General features: G+C 72.0%; 13 protein-coding genes and 1 pseudogene. 10 read left to right on the forward strand and 4 right to left on the reverse strand.

What is annotated here, in order from left to right:
- Positions 1 to 796: 796 nt before the first annotated feature.
- From AB0M02_RS06370 to AB0M02_RS06380, 3 genes and pseudogenes are all read right to left on the reverse strand, one after another.
- Positions 797 to 1,333: pseudogene (locus AB0M02_RS06370) on the reverse strand (Pecanex-like protein 1); the annotation flags it as partial.
- 427 nt (positions 1,334 to 1,760) lie between these two features.
- Complete coding sequence (locus AB0M02_RS06375) at positions 1,761 to 2,522, reverse strand: glycerophosphodiester phosphodiesterase (RefSeq protein WP_364222284.1); 762 nt, start codon at positions 2,520 to 2,522, stop codon at positions 1,761 to 1,763.
- Positions 2,523 to 2,656: 134 nt separating this feature from the next.
- A complete protein-coding gene (locus tag AB0M02_RS06380) occupies positions 2,657 to 2,842 on the reverse strand; it encodes a hypothetical protein (RefSeq protein WP_364222287.1) in 186 nt (61 codons plus the stop codon).
- On the opposite strand from AB0M02_RS06380, the gene AB0M02_RS06385 reads away from it, so the two are divergent.
- From AB0M02_RS06385 to AB0M02_RS06430, 10 genes are all read left to right on the forward strand, one after another.
- Positions 2,817 to 5,141: an FAD-dependent oxidoreductase gene (locus AB0M02_RS06385; protein WP_364222290.1), complete on the forward strand. Its 2,325-nt coding sequence runs from the start codon at positions 2,817 to 2,819 to the stop codon at positions 5,139 to 5,141. The two genes, AB0M02_RS06380 and AB0M02_RS06385, sit on opposite strands and share 26 nt — an antisense overlap.
- A gap of 1 nt (position 5,142) precedes the next feature.
- A complete protein-coding gene (solA, locus tag AB0M02_RS06390) occupies positions 5,143 to 6,267 on the forward strand; it encodes an N-methyl-L-tryptophan oxidase (RefSeq protein ID WP_364222293.1) in 1,125 nt (374 codons plus the stop codon).
- A gap of 116 nt (positions 6,268 to 6,383) precedes the next feature.
- Complete coding sequence (locus AB0M02_RS06395) at positions 6,384 to 7,148, forward strand: L-type lectin-domain containing protein (RefSeq protein WP_364222296.1); 765 nt, start codon at positions 6,384 to 6,386, stop codon at positions 7,146 to 7,148.
- A gap of 65 nt (positions 7,149 to 7,213) precedes the next feature.
- Entirely contained in the window at positions 7,214 to 8,044 is an 831-nt protein-coding gene (locus tag AB0M02_RS06400; protein ID WP_364222299.1) for a glycosyltransferase family 2 protein, read from the forward strand.
- A complete protein-coding gene (locus tag AB0M02_RS06405; protein WP_364222302.1) occupies positions 8,041 to 9,168 on the forward strand; it encodes a glycosyltransferase family 4 protein in 1,128 nt (375 codons plus the stop codon). Before AB0M02_RS06400 ends, AB0M02_RS06405 begins: the two co-directional genes overlap by 4 nt.
- On the forward strand, positions 9,165 to 11,102 hold the full coding sequence (locus tag AB0M02_RS06410; RefSeq protein WP_364222305.1) for a hypothetical protein: 1,938 nt from the start codon (positions 9,165 to 9,167) through the stop codon (positions 11,100 to 11,102). Before AB0M02_RS06405 ends, AB0M02_RS06410 begins: the two co-directional genes overlap by 4 nt.
- Positions 11,099 to 11,917, forward strand: a complete 819-nt coding sequence (locus tag AB0M02_RS06415) for a hypothetical protein (protein WP_364222308.1) — start codon at positions 11,099 to 11,101, stop codon at positions 11,915 to 11,917. The genes AB0M02_RS06410 and AB0M02_RS06415 overlap by 4 nt, the downstream gene beginning before the upstream one ends.
- Before the next feature lie 56 nt (positions 11,918 to 11,973).
- Positions 11,974 to 13,269, forward strand: a complete 1,296-nt coding sequence (locus AB0M02_RS06420; RefSeq protein ID WP_364222310.1) for a sugar transporter — start codon at positions 11,974 to 11,976, stop codon at positions 13,267 to 13,269.
- Positions 13,269 to 14,513, forward strand: a complete 1,245-nt coding sequence (locus AB0M02_RS06425; RefSeq protein ID WP_364222313.1) for a glycosyltransferase family 4 protein — start codon at positions 13,269 to 13,271, stop codon at positions 14,511 to 14,513. The genes AB0M02_RS06420 and AB0M02_RS06425 overlap by 1 nt, the downstream gene beginning before the upstream one ends.
- Complete coding sequence (locus tag AB0M02_RS06430; RefSeq protein WP_364222316.1) at positions 14,485 to 15,702, forward strand: glycosyltransferase family 4 protein; 1,218 nt, start codon at positions 14,485 to 14,487, stop codon at positions 15,700 to 15,702. Before AB0M02_RS06425 ends, AB0M02_RS06430 begins: the two co-directional genes overlap by 29 nt.
- On the opposite strand, the gene AB0M02_RS06435 is transcribed toward AB0M02_RS06430, so the two are convergent.
- The gene (locus AB0M02_RS06435) at positions 15,636 to 17,216 is read right to left on the reverse strand and encodes a glycosyl hydrolase (RefSeq protein ID WP_364222319.1); all 1,581 of its coding nucleotides are present in this window, start codon (positions 17,214 to 17,216) and stop codon (positions 15,636 to 15,638) included. The genes AB0M02_RS06430 and AB0M02_RS06435 overlap by 67 nt on opposite strands.
- Positions 17,217 to 17,249: the final 33 nt, after the last annotated feature.

A 17,249-nucleotide genomic window follows, 5' to 3' on the forward strand; every position in this document is an offset into this window, starting at 1 on the left:
ACTTTTCCTTACACCAGGTGACCACCGAAACGGGCAGGACCTCGGTGAGGTCCTGCCCGTTCTCAGTGGTGCGGGGCGGGGGTCAGCGCCCGTAGTTGCGAGGCCGGTTGCGCATGAAGGCGACCGTGATCAGAAGGACCAGCAGGAAGACCGCGCCGCCGCCGACCCAGACCATGTTGTTGCTGATCAGGGAGAGCGGTCCGCTCTGCTCCGCGGGCGGCTCGGCGAGCTGCTTGTCGCCGCTGTCGTTGCTGCCGTTGTCGTACTGGTAGTCGTCGGGAGCGCCGTCGTCGCCGGCGGCCAGTTCCGGACCGTCGGTCGGCTCGGCCTCGGGCTCGTCGAACTCCGGCTGAGCGGTCTTCTTGGTGCTCTTCGGAGTGACGGTCTCCTCGTTGCCGCTGTTGCTCTCCGTCGACTCCTCGTTGGTGTCGGCGGGCGCCTGCTCCTCGTCCTCGTTGCTCTTGGTGCTCGACGTGGTCGAGTTCGTCCGCGGCGCCGAGGTGGTCGCCTTGGTCGTCGCCTTGGTGGTCGCCTGGGTGGTTGCGGAGGGCCGGGTCGTGGGAGCGGTGGTCGCGGGCTTGGTGGGCTGGACCTCACCGCTGTTGGTGTTGTTCCCGCCGTTGTTGTTCCCGCCACCGGCGTTGTTCCCACCGCCGTTGTTCTGGCCGCCGCCGTTCTGGCCACCACCGTTCTGGCCACCACCGTTGTTCTGACCGCCGCCGTTCTGGCCGCCACCGTTGTTCCCGCCGCCGTTCTGGCCGCCGCCGTTGTTCCCGCCGTTGTTGTTGCCGGCGGCGCGGACGGTGATGCGGACCGAGTCCAGGGCCGGGGTCTGGTTGGCGCGCTCCATCATCGGGATGCGGTGCGAGCCGTCACCGGCCCACGACGAGCACTGCGCGGTGCCCTCCTGCGGCAGGCCCGGTACCTGGATGGTCACCGTGTCCGGGTCGGCGCCGCCGCGGCGGTCCTCGGTGGCCACGAAGAAGGCCGGAACCGGCGCGGGGTCGGGCGCCTCGTTGGTGCTGGTCAGCATCCGGCACGCGGAGTGGAAGTGACCGCGGACCAGACCGTTCTGCAGAACGCTGCTCTCCACGTAGTAGCCGCCCTGCCCGGCCGCGAGGAAGCGGTCCCGGATCAGGTTGCGGGTACTGACCTGCAGCGTGAACGGGGTGCCGACGGTGACGTTCCGGGGCGCCTGGGTGATCAGCAGCGTCGGGTTGTTCGCCGCGGTGCCCACCTCGCCGAACTCGGTGGAGACGCAGCGGTTGCCCTTCTGGAAACCGTCGTGCGCCTCGAGCTGGCTGTCGATGCACGTGTCGGTGAGGATCGTCAGGTTGTTCCCGACGACCTTGCCCGCGCCGCTCTCGGTCGCCGCGCGCGTGCTGTTGCCCGTGTCGGCGGCGTTGGCGAACTGGGTGAATCCGATGACGGCGCCCACCGCGGTGAGGACGGCGCCGGCGGCCAAGAGCCGGGTTCGGCGGTGACCCGAGCTTCGCATGAGGTGACCTTCTTTTCCCCGAATTGCAGGACTTCGGTTGCCGGTCGGCGCACCGATCGCCCAGACGTTAAGAGGCCGTCTCACAGAAAGCAATTCCGGAGCGAAATTTGTTGGATTCTTATGCCGAACTTAAGGAAGAAATACGGTTCGAATCTTGAACCCCTGGCATCCTCCGAACGGATGATGTCCGGGGTTCAAGCGAAGTGTGCCAAATTCCGCTGACCAGGGAGGTTGTCTGAGCGCCTCCCGGAGCGCCAGGACGTCAGGCGGGCCAGAGGCCGCGCGCCGAATAAACTTCCCGGAGCACTTCGATACGGTCCGTCATTATGCCGTCCACACCTGTGTCCACAAGCCTATGCATTTCATTCGGGTCGTCTATCGTCCAGACGTGCACGGCCAGACCGAGTCTGTGCAGGTAATGGAGAAATCGCGGAGTCAGCACGGTTATGCCGGCGTGGCGGACCGGGATCTGGGCGGCCACCACGGACTCGGGCAGCCGCAGCGGGACACCGGTGATCGAGGCGAGCCGCAGGCGGGTGACCGCGCGCATGCCGAGGGAGGTCGCGAGGCGCGGGCCGGCGAGTTCGCGGACGCGAGTCAGGCGGGCGTCGCTGAAGGAGGCGAGCAGGACGCGGTCCTCGGCGGCGGTTCTGCGGACGGCCTCCACCGCCGGCGCCACGACCCGGTCGTCCTTGACGTCCACGTTGAAGCGGATCTCCGGCCACGCGTCGAGAACCTCGTCGAGCCGCGGGACCAGCGCGGCGCCGGCGACCCGTACCGTAGAAAGATCTGCCCAGGTCAACGACGCCACCCGGCCCGGACGCCCGGCCACCCGGTCCAGCGCCGGATCGTGGATCACGACCGGTACGCCGTCCGCCGTCGCGTGCACGTCCGTCTCCACGTACCGATATCCCAGGTCGACCGCGCGCTGGAAGGCCTCGGCGGTGTTCTCGTCGCCCTCCGCCGCACCGCCGCGGTGGGCGAAGGCCAGCGGGCGCGGTGCGTCCAGGTACGGGTGATCCACGCCAGCAGTATGCCGGGGTTTATTGCGCAGAAGTAAAAGACGTATCGGCCCATTGACCCTGGCCGGAGACGTGAAGATCCTGTTCGTGCGACGTGCCGCGGGATGCGATCGGGCGGGGACATGGAGATGACGGATCAGATGATCGGGGTGCTGCGCGGGTCGATCCGGCGGAGCACGGTCAACCGGCGGCTGGTCAGCCGTCGCTTCGGCACGCGGCGCAGCGCGCTGCTGCGGATCGTCCCTCGGTGCCCCAGCCGTCGGCGGACGGCCGGCGCGTAACGGGGCGGCAGCCGGATGGCCGGTCCCAGGGTCGTTCTCATCGGCGCCGGTGTCGTCGGGTGTGCCCTGGCCGACGAGCTGACCGGGCGCGGCTGGACCGATGTCACCGTGCTCGACCAGGGCCCGCTGCCGGTGACCGGTGGATCGTCGTCGCACGCACCCGGGCTGGTCTTCCAGATCGATCCGTCGCGGACCATGACGCGGCTGGCCCGGTACACCGCTCACAAGTACACGGAGCTGGGCTGTTACTCGGCGGTGGGCAGTCTGGAGGTGGCGTCCACGCCGGAGCGGATGGCCGAGTTGCACCGGCGGGCTGGGTTCTCTCAGTCGTGGGGTGTTCAGTCCACGATCCTGGACGTTGACGGTTGCCTGGCACTCTTTCCTCTGCTGGACAAATCACTCATCCTCGGCGGGTTGCACGTACCTGGTGACGGCGTCGTGGCGGTTTCCCGGGCTGTCGAGGTGCAAGCCGCGCGGGCGGCGGCGCGTGGCGCCCGATTTTTCGGAAATTCCAGGGTTACTAGTCTTGTTTCCTCTGATGGTCGAATCGCCGGTGTCGCCACCGTGGACGACGAGTATGACGCCGACATCGTCGTCTGCTGCGCGGGCTTCTGGGGACCGGAGGTCGGCAGGCTGGCCGGCGTGACCGTCCCGCTCCTGCCCATGGCCCACCAATATGTCCGGACCACCTCGGCGGGCGTCACCGAACACCTGCCGATCCTGAGCCATCCCGATCGGGGGCTCACCTTCCGGGCGTACGGCGACCGCCTCGGCATCGGCTCAAACCTGCACGACCCGATCCCGGTGAGTCTCGACGACCTGCCCGGCGACGCGCACCCGGCGATGCTGCCGTTCACCCCCGCCGCCTTCAAGCAGTCCTGGGCCGCCGCCACCGAACTCCTGCCCGCGCTGCGCGGCACCGCCCTCGAGGACGCCTTCAACGGTGTCCTGTCGGTCACCGCGGACGGCTTTCCGCTGCTCGGCGAGGCGCGGGAGCCGCGCGGCCTCTGGTTCGCCGAGGCGGTCCGGTCGACGCACTCGGCCGGTGCCGCCAAGGCCGTCGCCGAGTGGCTGGTCGACGGGCGTTCCGGGATCGACCTGCACGAGTGCGACCTGAACCGCTTCGACCGGGCCCAGCTCGCCCCCGGCTACGTGCGGAAACGGGCGGTCCGCGGTTACGCCGACGGGTGCCGGATCGTCCACCCGCAGGAGCCGCCGGCGGTCCGCAACCTGCGGCTGAGCCCGTTCCATCCGCGCCACGTCGAGCTGGGCGCGGCCTTCGGCGAGGCGTACGGCTGGGAGCGCCCTCTCTGGTACGCGACCAACCCGCAGCCCGAGGAGCTGAATCCCCGCGACGAGTGGTCCGCCCGGCACTGGTCGCCGATCGCCGAGACCGAGGCCCGCCTCACCCGGCGGAAGGTGGCGCTCTTCGACACCACCTGGTCCACCCGGCTGGCGGTGACCGGCCCGGCCGCGCTGGTCCGTGCGCTGACCGGCGGGGACGCCGAGGTTCCGGTGGGCACCGTCGCGCAGGCGATCCTGCTCGACCCGGCCGGTGGCGTCCGCGGCGACATCACCGTGGCCCGGCTCGCCGAGGAACGCTTCCAGATCGGCGCGAACGGCCCGCTCGACCTGGACTGGCTGCTGCGCCGGGCGCCCGCGGGGCTGACGGTCCGCGACGTCACCGGCGGCACCTGCGCGGTGGGTGTGTGGGGCCCGCGAGCGCAGGAGCTTCTCGCGCCGCTGACCGACTTCGACCTCACCGCGGACGCCGTCGACACCGGGGTCCGGGAGGGCTTCCTCGGGATGGTTCCGGTCACCGTGCTGCGGGTGCCGGGCGTCGGTGAGGCGGGATGGGAGATCCGCACCGAGGCCGAGTACGGGCTGCGGCTCTGGGACACCCTCTGGGCCGAGGGGCCCGGGGTGGGGCTGATCGCGGCGGGGCGGGTGGCGTACGACAACCTGCGTCTGGAGCGGGGCATCCGGACCTGGGGAACGGACGTGACCACGGAGGACGATCCGTTCCAGGCGGGCCTCGCCGCGGCGTCCCGGCCGGCTGCGCCGCCGGACCGGCTGCTGACCTGCCTGGTGGTCGCGGAGACCGGGGACGTTCCGGTGGGGCGCGAGCCGGTTTTCGCCGGCGGCTTCGCGGTGGGACATGTCACGTCAGCGGGGTACGCGTACAGCGTGGCGGCCCCGATCGCGTACGCCTGGCTCCCCGCCGCGCTTTCCGTCCCCGGCACACAGGTGGAGATCGGATACTTCGATCGCCGGCTGCTCGCCACGGTGACGGCCGAGCCGTTGTCCGACCCCGAGCAGGAGCCACGTGCCCGCATTTGATGTGATCGTTGTAGGTCTGGGTGGTATGGGCAGTGCCACCGTCCATCATCTCGCCGCCCGCGGGCACCGGGTGCTCGGGCTGGAGCGGTTCGGTCCCGGCCACGATCGCGGCGCCAGTCACGGCGGCTCGCGGATCATCCGGCAGTCCTATTTCGAGGGGCCGGAGTACGTGCCGCTGGTGCTCCGGGCGTACGAGTTGTTCGAGCGGCTGGCGGTCGACTCCGAGCGGGACCTGATCACGCTGACCGGTGGCGTGATGGTGGGGAGGCCGGACAGCCGTACGGTCTCCGGCGCCCTCGCCAGCGCCCGGCAGTGGGGTCTGCAGCACGAGGTGCTGGACGCGGCCGAGTTGCGCCGCCGCTTCCCGACGATGGCGCCGCAGCCCGGCGAGGTGGCGGTCCACGAGGCGAGGGCCGGGTTCGTCCGCCCCGAGCGGACCGTGCTGGCGCAGCTCGACCTGGCCGGCCGGCACGGCGCGGACCTGCGGTTCCACGAGCCGATGGAGTCCTGGGAGCCCGCCGGTGACGGTGTCCGGGTGCGCACCGCGACGGGCGAGTACACGGCCGGGCAACTGGTGATCACGCCGGGCCCGTGGGCGCCGCGGCTGCTCGCCGACCTGGGCGTGCCGATCCGGGTCGAACGTCAGGTGCAGCACTGGTTCCGGCCGCGCGGCGGCGTCGAGCCGTTCCTGGCGGACCGGCACCCGATCTACATCTGGGAGCCGGACAGCGGATCGCAGATGTACGGCTTCCCGGCGATCGACGGGCCGGACGGTGGCGCGAAGATCGCGTTCTTCCGGCGCGGGACGGTCACCACTCCCGAGGCGCTGGACACCACGGTCCACCCGGACGAGGCCGCCGAGATGGCCCGGGGCGCAGTCCGGATCCTGCCCGATCTGCCCGGCGAGTGGCTGCGCGGCGAGCCCTGTCTCTACAGCGTCTCGCCCGACGAGCACTTCGTGATCAGCCGGCACCCGCTCCACGACGCGGTTACTGTGGCCTGCGGTTTCTCCGGACACGGATTCAAGTTCGTCCCGGTCGTGGGCGAGGTTCTGGCTGACCTGGCGACCACCGGGACCACTCCTCACCGGATCGATCTGTTCCATCCGCGCCGGTTCTCGTCCTGACCTCCGGCCGGAAATCCATCTTGGGTAAATAACCAGGACTCCCGCACGCGGCTCCGCGGTCTGCCCTACCTTTGGCCAAGTCTTAGTCGGGCAAAACCGCTGAAATGGAGCAGTTCGTGCGTTCATCCAGATTGGCGCGGGGCGGCCTCCTGGCCTCCGCCCTGCTGTCCATACTCGCCGCCGCGCAGGCCGGTGACGCTTCCGCGGCGGGCGGCGACGGCCAGACGCTACGGCCGATCGACGCCGGCTACGCCGAGTCGCTGGCCCTCAACGGCACCGCCGCCGTGACCTCCGACCGGGGCGAGAACCGGGTGATCGAGCTGACCACCGGCAGCTACAAGCAGACCGGCTCCGCGTGGTCCACCGCGAAGGTCGACCTCACCGCGTCGTTCGAGACGACGTTCAAGGCATACCTGCACCACGGCAAGCCCGGCGCGGACGGCATCGCGTTCCTCGCGCAGGGCGCCGGTGAGCGCGCGCTCGGCGGGTGGGGCGGTGGCCTCGGGTACCGGGGCATCCGCAAGAGCGTCGCGGTCGAGTTCGACACGTACCAGAACACACCGGACCCGGACAGCAACCACCTGGCCGTGGTGCTCGGCGGCAACCCGGACCGGCACACCGCCACCGCCGAGCCCGCGATCCCGCTGTTCGGCAAGCCGTTCCAGGCCCGCCTGCGCTACGACGCCGAGGCGCACAACCTCAAGGTGTACGTGCGCTCGCTGTCCGCCGGGTCCGACGAGGAACTGCTGCTCGACCAGAAGGTCGACCTGGCCGCGGGTGCCGGCACCGAGAGCGGCTGGATCGGATTCACCGCGTCCACCGGCGAGGTCACCGCCCGGCAGGACGTCTACGACTGGACAGTCGACGCGCCGCTGGCGTGAACCATCCCCCAATCTCCCTCCGGCCCGGACCGGGCCGGCTCCACCCTGCCCGATCGGAGAACGACATGCCCACGGTCGACCGTGTGCTTCCCGGCGAGACCGGCGCCGAACGGACCGTCGCCGAGCCACCGGTCCCCGCCGGACCGGAAGAACCCACTGTCAGCGTCATCGTCCCGGCGCTGAACGAGGCACAGAACCTGCCGCACGTCTTCGCGCGGCTGCCCCAGGTGGACGAGATCGTGCTCGTCGACGGTGGGTCCACCGACGACACCGTGGCGGTCGCCCGGCGGCTGCGCCCGGACATCCGCGTGGTGCGGCAGAACCGCCGAGGTAAGGGCAACGCCCTGGCCTGCGGATTCGCCGCGGCGACCGGCGACATCATCGTCATGATCGACGCCGACGGCTCGACCGACCCGCTGGAGATCCCGAGCTTCGTCGAGACGCTGCTGGCCGGCGCCGACTTCGCCAAGGGCTCGCGGTTCCGCCCGGCCGGTGGCAGCGCCGACATCACCCGGCTGCGCCGGGCCGGCAACAAGTGCCTCAGCATGCTGGTCAACCTGCTCTTCGGCACCCGCTACAGCGATCTCTGCTACGGGTACAACGCCTTCTGGGCGCGCTGTCTGGACGTGTTCGACCTGGACAGCACCTCGCCCGCGCCGGACACCGCCGACGGTCGGCTCTGGGGCGACGGCTTCGAGATCGAGACGCTGCTGAACCTGCGCGCCGCACAGGCCCGGCTCACCATCGTCGAGGTGCCCAGCTTCGAGCACTCCCGCATCCACGGCGTCAGCAACCTCAACGCCCTCACGGACGGGATGCGGGTGCTGCGTACGATCGCCCGCGAATGGCGACCGCGCCGGGCGCGGACCCGCCTCGCGGAACGGCAGGCCCGATGAGGATCGCCCTCGTCTGCAACGCGTACCACCCGGACATCGGCGGGGTGGAGACCCACGTGCGGCGCCTCTGTGCCGGGCTGACCGCGGCCGGCGACGACGTCGAGGTGATCACCCAGGGCGCCACCAGGTCGGTGGAGACGGTCGACGGCGTGCTGGTCCGGCGCTTCCCGCTCACCGTGCCGGCCGGCAACTATCGGCTCTCGGTGCCGCTCTGGCGCTGGCTTCGCGCGCACGCCGCCGAGTACGACGTCCTGCACGCGCACAGCTACCACGCCCTGGCGGCGCTCTGCGCGGCGCTGGGCAACCGGGCACCGCTGGTCTTCACCCCGCACTACCACGGCACCGGGCACAGCCGGTTCCGCGCCGCGCTGCACCCGCTCTACCGCCCGCTCGGGCGGACCATCATGGCCCGGGCGGGCGCGGTCGTCTGCGTCACCGCCGCCGAGCGGGACCTGGTGCTGCGGCACTTCCCGGCGGTGGGTGAGCGGGCCGTGGTCATCCCGAACGGGACCGACCCGCGCCCGTCCACACCGGCACCGCGCTCCGCGGTTCGCCGCATCCTCTGCGTCGGGCGGCTCGAGCAGTACAAACGCGTCGACCGGGTGATCCGGGCGATGGCGCACGCCGGACCCGAGCACCGCCTCGACGTGGTCGGCACCGGACCGGCGGCCGGGCAGCTGCGCCAGCTCGCCGCCCGGCTCGGCCTGGCCGGACGGGTGGTCTTCCACGGGCGCCTCGACGACGACGCGTTCGCCGCCTGCCTGTCCCAGGCCTCCGCGGCCGTCTCCGCCTCGGCGCACGAGGCGTTCGGGATGGCGGTGGCCGACGCCCTCGCGGCCGGCCTGCCCACGGTCGCCGCACCGATCCCGGCCCACCGCGAGGTCGCCCGCCTCGCGGGCGCCGGCGACGAAGCCCGGCCTGCCGCCTCCGGTGACGAAGCCCGGTTGCGGTTTGCTGACCCGGAGGACGAGGTGGCGCTGGCCGAGGCGCTGCGGGAGGCCGCGGCCAGTGGCCGCACCCGGCCCGCTGTGCTGCCGACCTGGACCGATGTGGTCGGAGCGACGCGTGAGATCTACGCCGCCGTGGCCGGCCGGCCGGTGTCCGTGGGGGCCGTCGGTCGATGACAGCCACGACGGCCGGTCCGGTCATCGGCCGGCTCCCCGGGCGGAGTGCCGAACCGGCGGGCCCGGCGTGGATCGCGACGGCCGCCTGCGCGGTGACCCTCACCGTCGCCGCGGCGGCCGGTGCCGCGGCGCTGGTCGTCGCGTACCGGCGGGCCGAGTGGGGTGAGGCCGGCCAGTTCGGCTGGTTCTGGGCCGGCATGCTGGTCTTCACGCTGCCGGCGGCCTTCTGGGCGGTGCGCCTCGGCACCCCCGCCCGGCTGCGCCTGGCCGTGCTCGTCGGGTACGCCTGCTTCACCTACCTGCCGAAACTGCTGCGCAACCCGACCGGCCCGCTGTACCACGACGAGTACGCGCACTGGGGCCAGAGCCACGACATCCTGCTCGACGGCCGCCTCTTCGAGCAGAACCCGATCGTCCGGGTGATCGGCGACTACCCCGGCCTGCACGCCACCGTGGCCTCGCTCGCCGCGCTCACCGGACTCACCGTCTGGCACGCCGCCCTGCTCGTGCTGATCCTCGCCCACGTCCTCGTGCTCCTCGGCGTCGCGGCGCTGGCCGGGCAACTCTGGCCGGATCCCCGCGTCGGTGCGGCCGCGGCCGTTCTCTACAGCCTGAACAGCTCGTTCCTCTTTTTCGACACCCAGCTCGGGTACGAGTCGCTCGCCATCGCCGTCCTGGTGTGGGCGCTGGTGGCGGGAGTGCGCGGGATGCGGGCGGCCACGTTCGGCGCGCGCGCCGGATGGGTGGCGCTGACCCTGGTGCTCGGACTCGCGATCACGGCCACCCACCACCTCACCGCACTGTGGCTGACCGGAGTCCTGGGCCTGCTCGCGGTCACCAGCACCGTCCGCTCGGTGCGCGACCGCTCGCTGGTCGCACCGGCCCGCGTCGCCTGGGCGCTGACGAGCGGCGCGGCCCTGATCGTGGCCGCCTGGATGGGCGCTGTCGCACCGCGTACCGGCAGCTACCTCGACCCGTACCTGGGCCGCGCCCTCGACCAGATCACCGGCATGGCGGGCGGCGGCTCCGGCGGCCGGACGCTGTTCAGCCAGTCGATCGCGCCCTGGTGGGAGCAGCAGACCGCGTTCGCGGCGCCGGGCGTCGCGCTGCTCTTCTGGACCGGCGCGGCGGTGCTGCGGTGGCGGCGGCGCCACCGCACCGAACCCGTCACCCGCGCCGCCTCGGCCGCCCTGCTGCTGGTCGGTGCCCTGTACTTCCCGGCGACAGTGCTCATCCTCACCCCGGCCGGAGCCGAGGGCGCACGCCGGTCGTGGGCCTTCAGCTACCTCGGCATCGCCCTGGTGACCGCCCCGTTGATCATCGCACTGCTGGACCGGTCAGCCGGGCGGATCCGCTCGATCGCGATGGGCGCGGTGCTGCTCACGGTGTGCGCGATGATGCTGGTCGGCAACAACGCGGCCGGGATGAACCCGTCCTACCGGTTCCCCGGTCCACCGGTGTTCGGTTCGGACACCCGGGCGGCCACGCCGGAGGTGCTGGCCGCCGCGGCCTGGCTGCGCGAGACACAGGGACGCGAGACCCGGCTGGTCGCCGATCGCTACTCCGGCCTGATCCTCGGCTCGTACGGCGAGCAGGAGCCGACCACCGGATCGGCGACGTTCCCGGCCTACGACCTGTATCTGGCCCGTCCCGGACAGCCGATGCCACCGGCCCTGCTCCGGCAACTGCGGGACTGGCGCTTCGAGTTCCTGGTCGTCGACCGCCGGATGTCCGAACAGGTCCCCGACATCAAGATCTACTTCGAGACGAACGAGCCGATCCCGCACGACGGCCGCCCGGCGTTCAGCCGCGAGCAGCTGACGAAGTTCGACCACCTGCCGTGGCTGATCAAGATGTACGACGGCCCGCACGTGGCGATCTACCGCTTCGACTTCGGCAGCCTCGGCGAACAGCTGGGTGGTGGCGCCCGATGAGCCCGTGGATCGCCCTGCCGCTCTGCATGATCACGCTCCTGGCCATCGGTGAGCTGTGGTGGCGCGCACTGGCCGGGCCGGGACCGCTGGGTGAGGCCGGCGTCCCGGTGACGCGGATCGGGTTCGCCGCGGTGGCCGGGCTGGCCACGCTGCCGCTGGTGGCGCTCGCGCTGCACGCGGCTGCCGCGCCGGTTCGGCCGCTGCCGCTGGTCGTCGGTGGCGCGATCGTCGCGACGGTGCTCGGGCTGGTAGCGCTGCTGCGTGAGCGCCTCACCGGGCCGAGGCCGGGACTGCCCGCCCAGCGTGTGGGTTCGGCCGCGGCGCCTGTCCCTGATCCGGCGGGCAGCGGAGGCGTGCGGACGGCTGTCGCGGTGACGGTGCCCGCGGTGCTGGTTCTCGCGATCGGTGGGGTGGCGGTCCGGGCACATCTGGGTTCGCCCCGGCCGACGCAACCGGGGTATCTGAGTGTGGCTCTCAACGGGTGGGCCGCGGCGATCGATTCGCCGGTCACGGTGCCCGCGCGAGGGCTGAGCGTGCCGGTTCGGGTCACCAGTTCGGGGCTCGGCACCATGACGGAACTGCTGAGCCTGCGGATCGGCGGCCGGGTGATCACGAGCCGGCCGGTCACGGTGGCGGCGGACACGGTCCAGGCGATGGCGGTCCGCGTGCCCGCGATGCCGGCCGACGGCTGCCTGCGCGCGGTGAGCATCAGCGTGGGCCCGACGAGCGCGGGCTTCTACGCCCGCGGCCCGGTCACCGCGCCTGCGACAAGGCCGGGCCGCGCCGCGCTGCTTCGGGGGCGCGGGGCGTGTTGAGCGCGGCCGTCCGGGGGATCACGCGGGACTCGCTTGCCCGCAACAGCCTGCTCATCATGGCCACCACGGTGATCAACGGCGGGCTCGGCTACGGGTACTGGATGCTGGCCGCCCGGTCCGCACCACAGTCCACAGTAGGGACCGCCACCGCGCTGATCTCGGCCGCCACCGCCGTCAGCATGGGCGCCAACCTCGGGGCCGGGCACATGTTCATCCAGCGGCTGCCGGGAAGCGACGCCGGAAGCTGGTCGCGGATCGTCAGCGGCGGACTGATCTTCGGGGCGGCGGTCACCGCGGCCGCGGCCACCCTGGTCGCGGTGACCGCACCGGCCGTCGCCGACAACTTCGGGTTCCTCGACGGGTTCGCGGGAGCCGCCGCGCTGGTCTGCGCGGCCGTCGCGGTCACCCTGACGACGTTGCTGGACAACGTCTACGTCGCGCACCGGGCCGGGCAGGGAATGCTCCTGCGCAATTTGGCCCTCGCCGCCGGGAAGATCGTCACGCTCGGTGTGCTGGCGGCCGGGACGCAACCCGGCGGTGCGCTCGGTGCCGGAGCCGTGGTGCTCTCCTGGACGCTGCCGATCCTGGTGGTCAGCGCGTACTCGATGGCGTCCGGCCCGCGGCGGTTGATGCCGGGTGCGCGGTTGCGTGCGGCGGGGATCAGCGCGGAGCTGCCGCACCTGCGCGCGTCGCTGACCGGCCACCACCTGATCAACCTGACCCAGGCGGGGCCGGCCGCCGTGCTGCCGGTGCTGGTGACGGCCCGGCTGGGCGCGGACGCGAACGCGCACTTCTACCTGGCGTGGATGACGGCCTCGATGCTGTTCATGGTGTCGCCGGCGGTGGCCTCGGCGCTCTACGCCGAGCGGACGAACGCGGCCCGGGTCAGCCTGCACCGGGCCGCCGTGGTGGTCGGCGCGGTGGTCGGCGTGCCGGCCGTGGTGCTGCTGGTGGCGGGGGACCGGGTGCTGGGGTTGTTCAGCGCCGGGTACGCCGACGGCGGCGGCACGCTCCTCAAGATCCTCGTGATCGCCGCGTTGCCGGACGCGGTCACCAACCTGGCGGTGGCGCACTGGCGCTCGCGCGGGGAGTTCCGCCGCTGCCGCCGGCTCAACGCTGTCCGCGCGGCGTCCTGTCTGGTGCTCACCTGGTTGCTGCTGCCCGGCTCGGGTGTCACCGGGGCCGGGATCGCGTGGCTGGCCGGGCAGACCGGCAGCGCGCTGCTCGTCGTGCTGGTCGCGGTCTCGAACCGCCCGGCAGCGGGTGCCCGCTGCTGCCTCGGGGGGAGCAAGGAGGCCTGTGTGTGCGGGCTGGTGCCGGACGGCGACGACGCGGCGACCCGGAGGGTCTGATGAGGATTCTGCATCTGTCCAATCTCTACGCGCCGGTGATCGGTGGCCTGGAGCGCAGCATCGCCACCAGCAGCGAGCTGATGGTGCGGCGCGGGCACGAGGTGACCGTCCTGACCCTGGCGACACCCGCCGCGCCGCACCATGAGGAGATCAACGGGGTACGGGTCCTGCGCGTACGCAGTGTCGCGAACACGCTGCTCCCCGGGCTGAACCGGGACCCGGGCAAGCCGTTCCACCCGACCGCGCCGGACCCGCTGACCACCCTGGCGATCGCGCGGGTGCTGCGTGAGCACACCTTCGACCTGGTGCACAGCCACGACTGGCTGATGTACAGCTACCTGCCGCTGCACTTCAGCCCGCTCGGACTGCCGCACGTGCACACCGCACACGACTTCGGGCTGACCTGCGTACGCAAGACGTTCTCCCGCAACGGCCGCCGCTGCGCCGGCCCCAGCCTGGGCCGGTGCGTGCCGTGCGCGGCGGGCCAGTACGGCCGCCCGCGCGCAGCCGTCCTCACCGCCGGGCTCCGCGCGCACCGGCACCGCGGCATCGACTGCCTCACCGCGATCTCCTCGTCGGTCGCGGCCGCGCTGGACCAGGCCCGGCTGCCCGGTGAGCTCCCGGTCCGGGTGCTGTCCAGCCTGGTGCCGGACGGCCTGGACGACCTGGCTCGCACCACACCCCGGCCGGACTGGCTGCCGGACCGGCCCTACCTGCTGTTCGTCGGCCAGCTCGGCCCGCACAAGGGCATCGACGTGCTGTTCACGGCGTACCGGCGGCTGGTGGCCCAGTGGCCGGGCCCGGGTGAGCCGCCGGGGCTGGTCTGCCTGGGCATGCGACGGGACGACACGCCACCGGTACCGCCGGGCGTGGTGGTCCGCTGCGACGTGCCGCACGCGCAGGTGATGGCGGCCTGGCGGGGCGCGGCGGTGGGCGTCGTGCCGTCGCTGCTCGAGGGGATGGGCCAGGTCGCGGTGGAGGCCATGCTGGCCGGTGCGCCGCTGGTCGCCTCGGCGTCGGGCGGGCTGCTCGACGTGGTCCGGGACGAGGTGAACGGGCTGCTGGTGCCGCCCGGGGACCCGGACCGGCTGCACGGCGCGCTGCTGCGCGTGCTCACCGACCCCGGCCTGGCGGCACGGCTGCGCGAGGCCGGTCAGAAACGCGGGCTGGACTTCACCGCGGCCCGCGTCGTTCCGCAGATCGAGGAGGTCTACCGTGCCTGCGTCACCGCCGCGAAGCGATGAGAGGACCCGGATTCTGGTCGTCGGATCGGGATGGCGGTTCCTCTCCGGGATCAGCTACTACACCTGCCGCCTGAGCAACGCCCTCTCCGAGCGCTTCGAGGTGGGCACGATCCTGATGCGGCGGCTGCTGCCGGCCAGGCTTTACCCCGGGCGTGCGCGGGTCGGTCACTCTCTTGCCGACCTGCGCTACACCACAGATGTACGCGTATTCGACGGCGTCGACTGGTGGGCCGTGCCGAGTCTCGTCCGCGCGATCCGGTTCCTTCGCGAGTTCCGGCCGGACGTCCTGGTCCTGCAGTGGTGGACCGGCGCGGTGCTCCACTCGTACCTGGTGTTGTGCCTGGCCGCCCGCCGGCTCGGCATCCGGGTCGTGGTCGAGTTCCACGAGGTGCAGGACACCGGCGAGGCGCAGCGGCAGTGGGCCGCGAAGTACGTGCGCTCGTGCATCCGGCCACTGCTGCGGCGTACCGACGGGGTGATCGTGCACTCGCGGTTCGACCGGGCCGCGCTGGCCGAGGCGTACGACCTGGGTGACGTGCCGGCCGAGGTGGCGCTGCACGGGCCGTTCGACCATCACGTCGTGCCGGCGGCCCGGCGGGAGAGCCCGGACGGCGTACGCCGGCTGTTGTTCTTCGGGACGATCCGGCCGTACAAGGGCCTGGAGGACCTGGTCGAGGCGTTCGCGGCGCTCGGGCCGGACCACCACCTGACCGTGGTGGGCGAGACCTGGGAGGGCTGGACGCTGCCGGGCGAGCTGATCGAGGGCTCGCCGGCGCGGGACCGGATCACGTTCGTGAACCGCTACGTCACGGACGCCGAGGTGAACGAGTTCTTCGCGGAGGCTGACGTGGTGGTGCTGCCGTACCGGCGGAGCTCGGCGAGCGGGCCGCTGCACATCGCGATGAGCCACGGGCTGCCGGTGGTGGTCACGGCGGTCGGCGGGCTGGTCGAGGCGGCGGAGTCGTACAGCGGGGCGGTCTTCGTGCAGGCGGGGGCGCCGGGCGAACTGGGTGCGGCAATCGAGCGTGCCGCCGGCCTGACCGGCCGGCGGCACACCGATCCCTCGTCCTGGGACCGTACGGTCGGCGCGTACGAGCGCCTGCTGACCTCGATCGGGGTCCTTCAGGACAGCGACAGCACCACGTCGTCGTACCAGACCGTGCCCCGGTTGTCGCCCGACTTGAGGTGAAGCTGGACGCTGGTCGCCCCGGCCGGGGCGACCGCGTCGACGGTCAGCCTCGTCCAGCCGCTGGTGCCCTTGGCGACCGCCCTGGACGAGTGCTGCCCGAGCCACCGGTCGTTGATGTCGAACCAGCTCAGCGCGATCTCGTTGGTGCCGGTGACGTTGACCCCGCGAGCCCACGCCTCGGCGTGCCACTTCTGGCCGCCGGAGACCGGCACGATCGGCGAGGTGCGCACCGACGGTACGCCGGACGCCGTCCGCTTCGTCCCGGAGAACCGCACCGACCAGTCGCCGCTGTGCGCCTCGTCGTTGCTGCGCGAGCCGACACCGGCCTCGGACAGGTACGGCCGCCACGGTGAGCTGCTCGACTCGAACCCGAAGTCCAGGATGCTGTCCGCCAGTTCGCCGCCGGCCCACGCCGTACGCACGACAGCCGCACCGGCCTTGGCGGTGCCGTCCGCCCGGTGCAGGCCGAACTTGTACTGCGCGGCGACCTTCGACACCTGCGAGTTGCTGGGGATCGCGCCGTTGGCGAAGTCGTAGAGCGTCCACGGCGCCACCGACTTCACCCCGGCGACCCGTGCCGCCTCGAACACCCGGGCCAGGAACGCGGCCTGCTCGCCCTCGCTGCTGACCGCCGTGCTCAGGCCGGTCTCACCGATCACGATCGGGTCGGAGCCGACCGCGACCTGCGCCCGGCGGATCTCGGCGAGCGCCCGCTCGGACGTGCCGTAGAAGTGGTAGTCGTAGTAGTCCAGCGCCTTCTCGCCGAGCAGCGACCTGATCCGGGCCAGGCCGGTCGCGCCGCTCTGCGCGTCCACCGACAGGGTCAGCGGCATGGCCGGGACCGCCTGGCGTACGGCCGGGATCAGCCTGCGCACCCACGAGACGGCGGCCGGGTCGGTCGACTGGAACTCGTTCTTCAGCTCGACCGAGAGCACCCGGGGATCGTCCCGGTACGGCGCGAGCACCGCCTTGGCCCAGGCGGCGCTGCCGGCCGCGTCGGAGTAGCCGTTCCACCAGTCGAAGAGGGTCAGCTTGACGGTCATGCCGTGCCCGTCGGCGATGCTGACGAACTTGCGGAGCCGCTCGGTGTAGTCGGCCTTCGGCGCCGGATATCCGAACGACTGCGGGAACACGATGACGCGGACGTTGTCGGCGCCCAGCGCGGCCGCCTTCGCCATGTCGGCGTCGATCTTCGCGGCGTCGAAACCCGTCCACATGGCCGACCAGCCGGCGTTCGACGGGTAGTAGTTGATCGTCTTCGCCTGGGTGACCGCGGTGAGACGGCTGTCCAGGGTCGCCATGTTCTCATTCTGAACCGCGCCGGTCGGCTTCGGCGCGGCGGTGGTCTTCTTCGGGGCCGGCGTCTTCGTGGGGGCCGGGGCCTTCGTGGCTGTCGCTTTGGGCTGAGGGGTGGGTGTCGCTCTGGGGGCGGCGAGGGTCTCCGCCGCGGGGAGGGCGACGGCCAGCAGCAAGGACGAGGCCAGGATGGCGGCCCGGGTACGTGCGGTGTTCAACGGGGGTCACCCCTCTGCGAAAAAGTTGCTTTT

It is taken from the genome of Actinoplanes sp. NPDC051861 (genome assembly GCF_040681145.1).
Lineage (GTDB): Bacteria > Actinomycetota > Actinomycetes > Mycobacteriales > Micromonosporaceae > Actinoplanes.

What these genes read in the sequence shown, in the direction of transcription:
- AB0M02_RS06385 (WP_364222290.1), top strand. Translation starts at nt 2,817, where the DNA reads ATGGCCGGTCCCAGGGTCGTTCTCATCGGCGCCGGTGTCGTCGGGTGT.
- AB0M02_RS06380 (WP_364222287.1), bottom strand. Translation starts at nt 2,842, where the DNA reads ATGAGAACGACCCTGGGACCGGCCATCCGGCTGCCGCCCCGTTACGCG.
- AB0M02_RS06400 (WP_364222299.1), top strand. Translation starts at nt 7,214, where the DNA reads ATGCCCACGGTCGACCGTGTGCTTCCCGGCGAGACCGGCGCCGAACGG.
- AB0M02_RS06405 (WP_364222302.1), top strand. Translation starts at nt 8,041, where the DNA reads ATGAGGATCGCCCTCGTCTGCAACGCGTACCACCCGGACATCGGCGGG.
- AB0M02_RS06410 (WP_364222305.1), top strand. Translation starts at nt 9,165, where the DNA reads ATGACAGCCACGACGGCCGGTCCGGTCATCGGCCGGCTCCCCGGGCGG.
- AB0M02_RS06415 (WP_364222308.1), top strand. Translation starts at nt 11,099, where the DNA reads ATGAGCCCGTGGATCGCCCTGCCGCTCTGCATGATCACGCTCCTGGCC.
- AB0M02_RS06420 (WP_364222310.1), top strand. Translation starts at nt 11,974, where the DNA reads ATGGCCACCACGGTGATCAACGGCGGGCTCGGCTACGGGTACTGGATG.
- AB0M02_RS06425 (WP_364222313.1), top strand. Translation starts at nt 13,269, where the DNA reads ATGAGGATTCTGCATCTGTCCAATCTCTACGCGCCGGTGATCGGTGGC.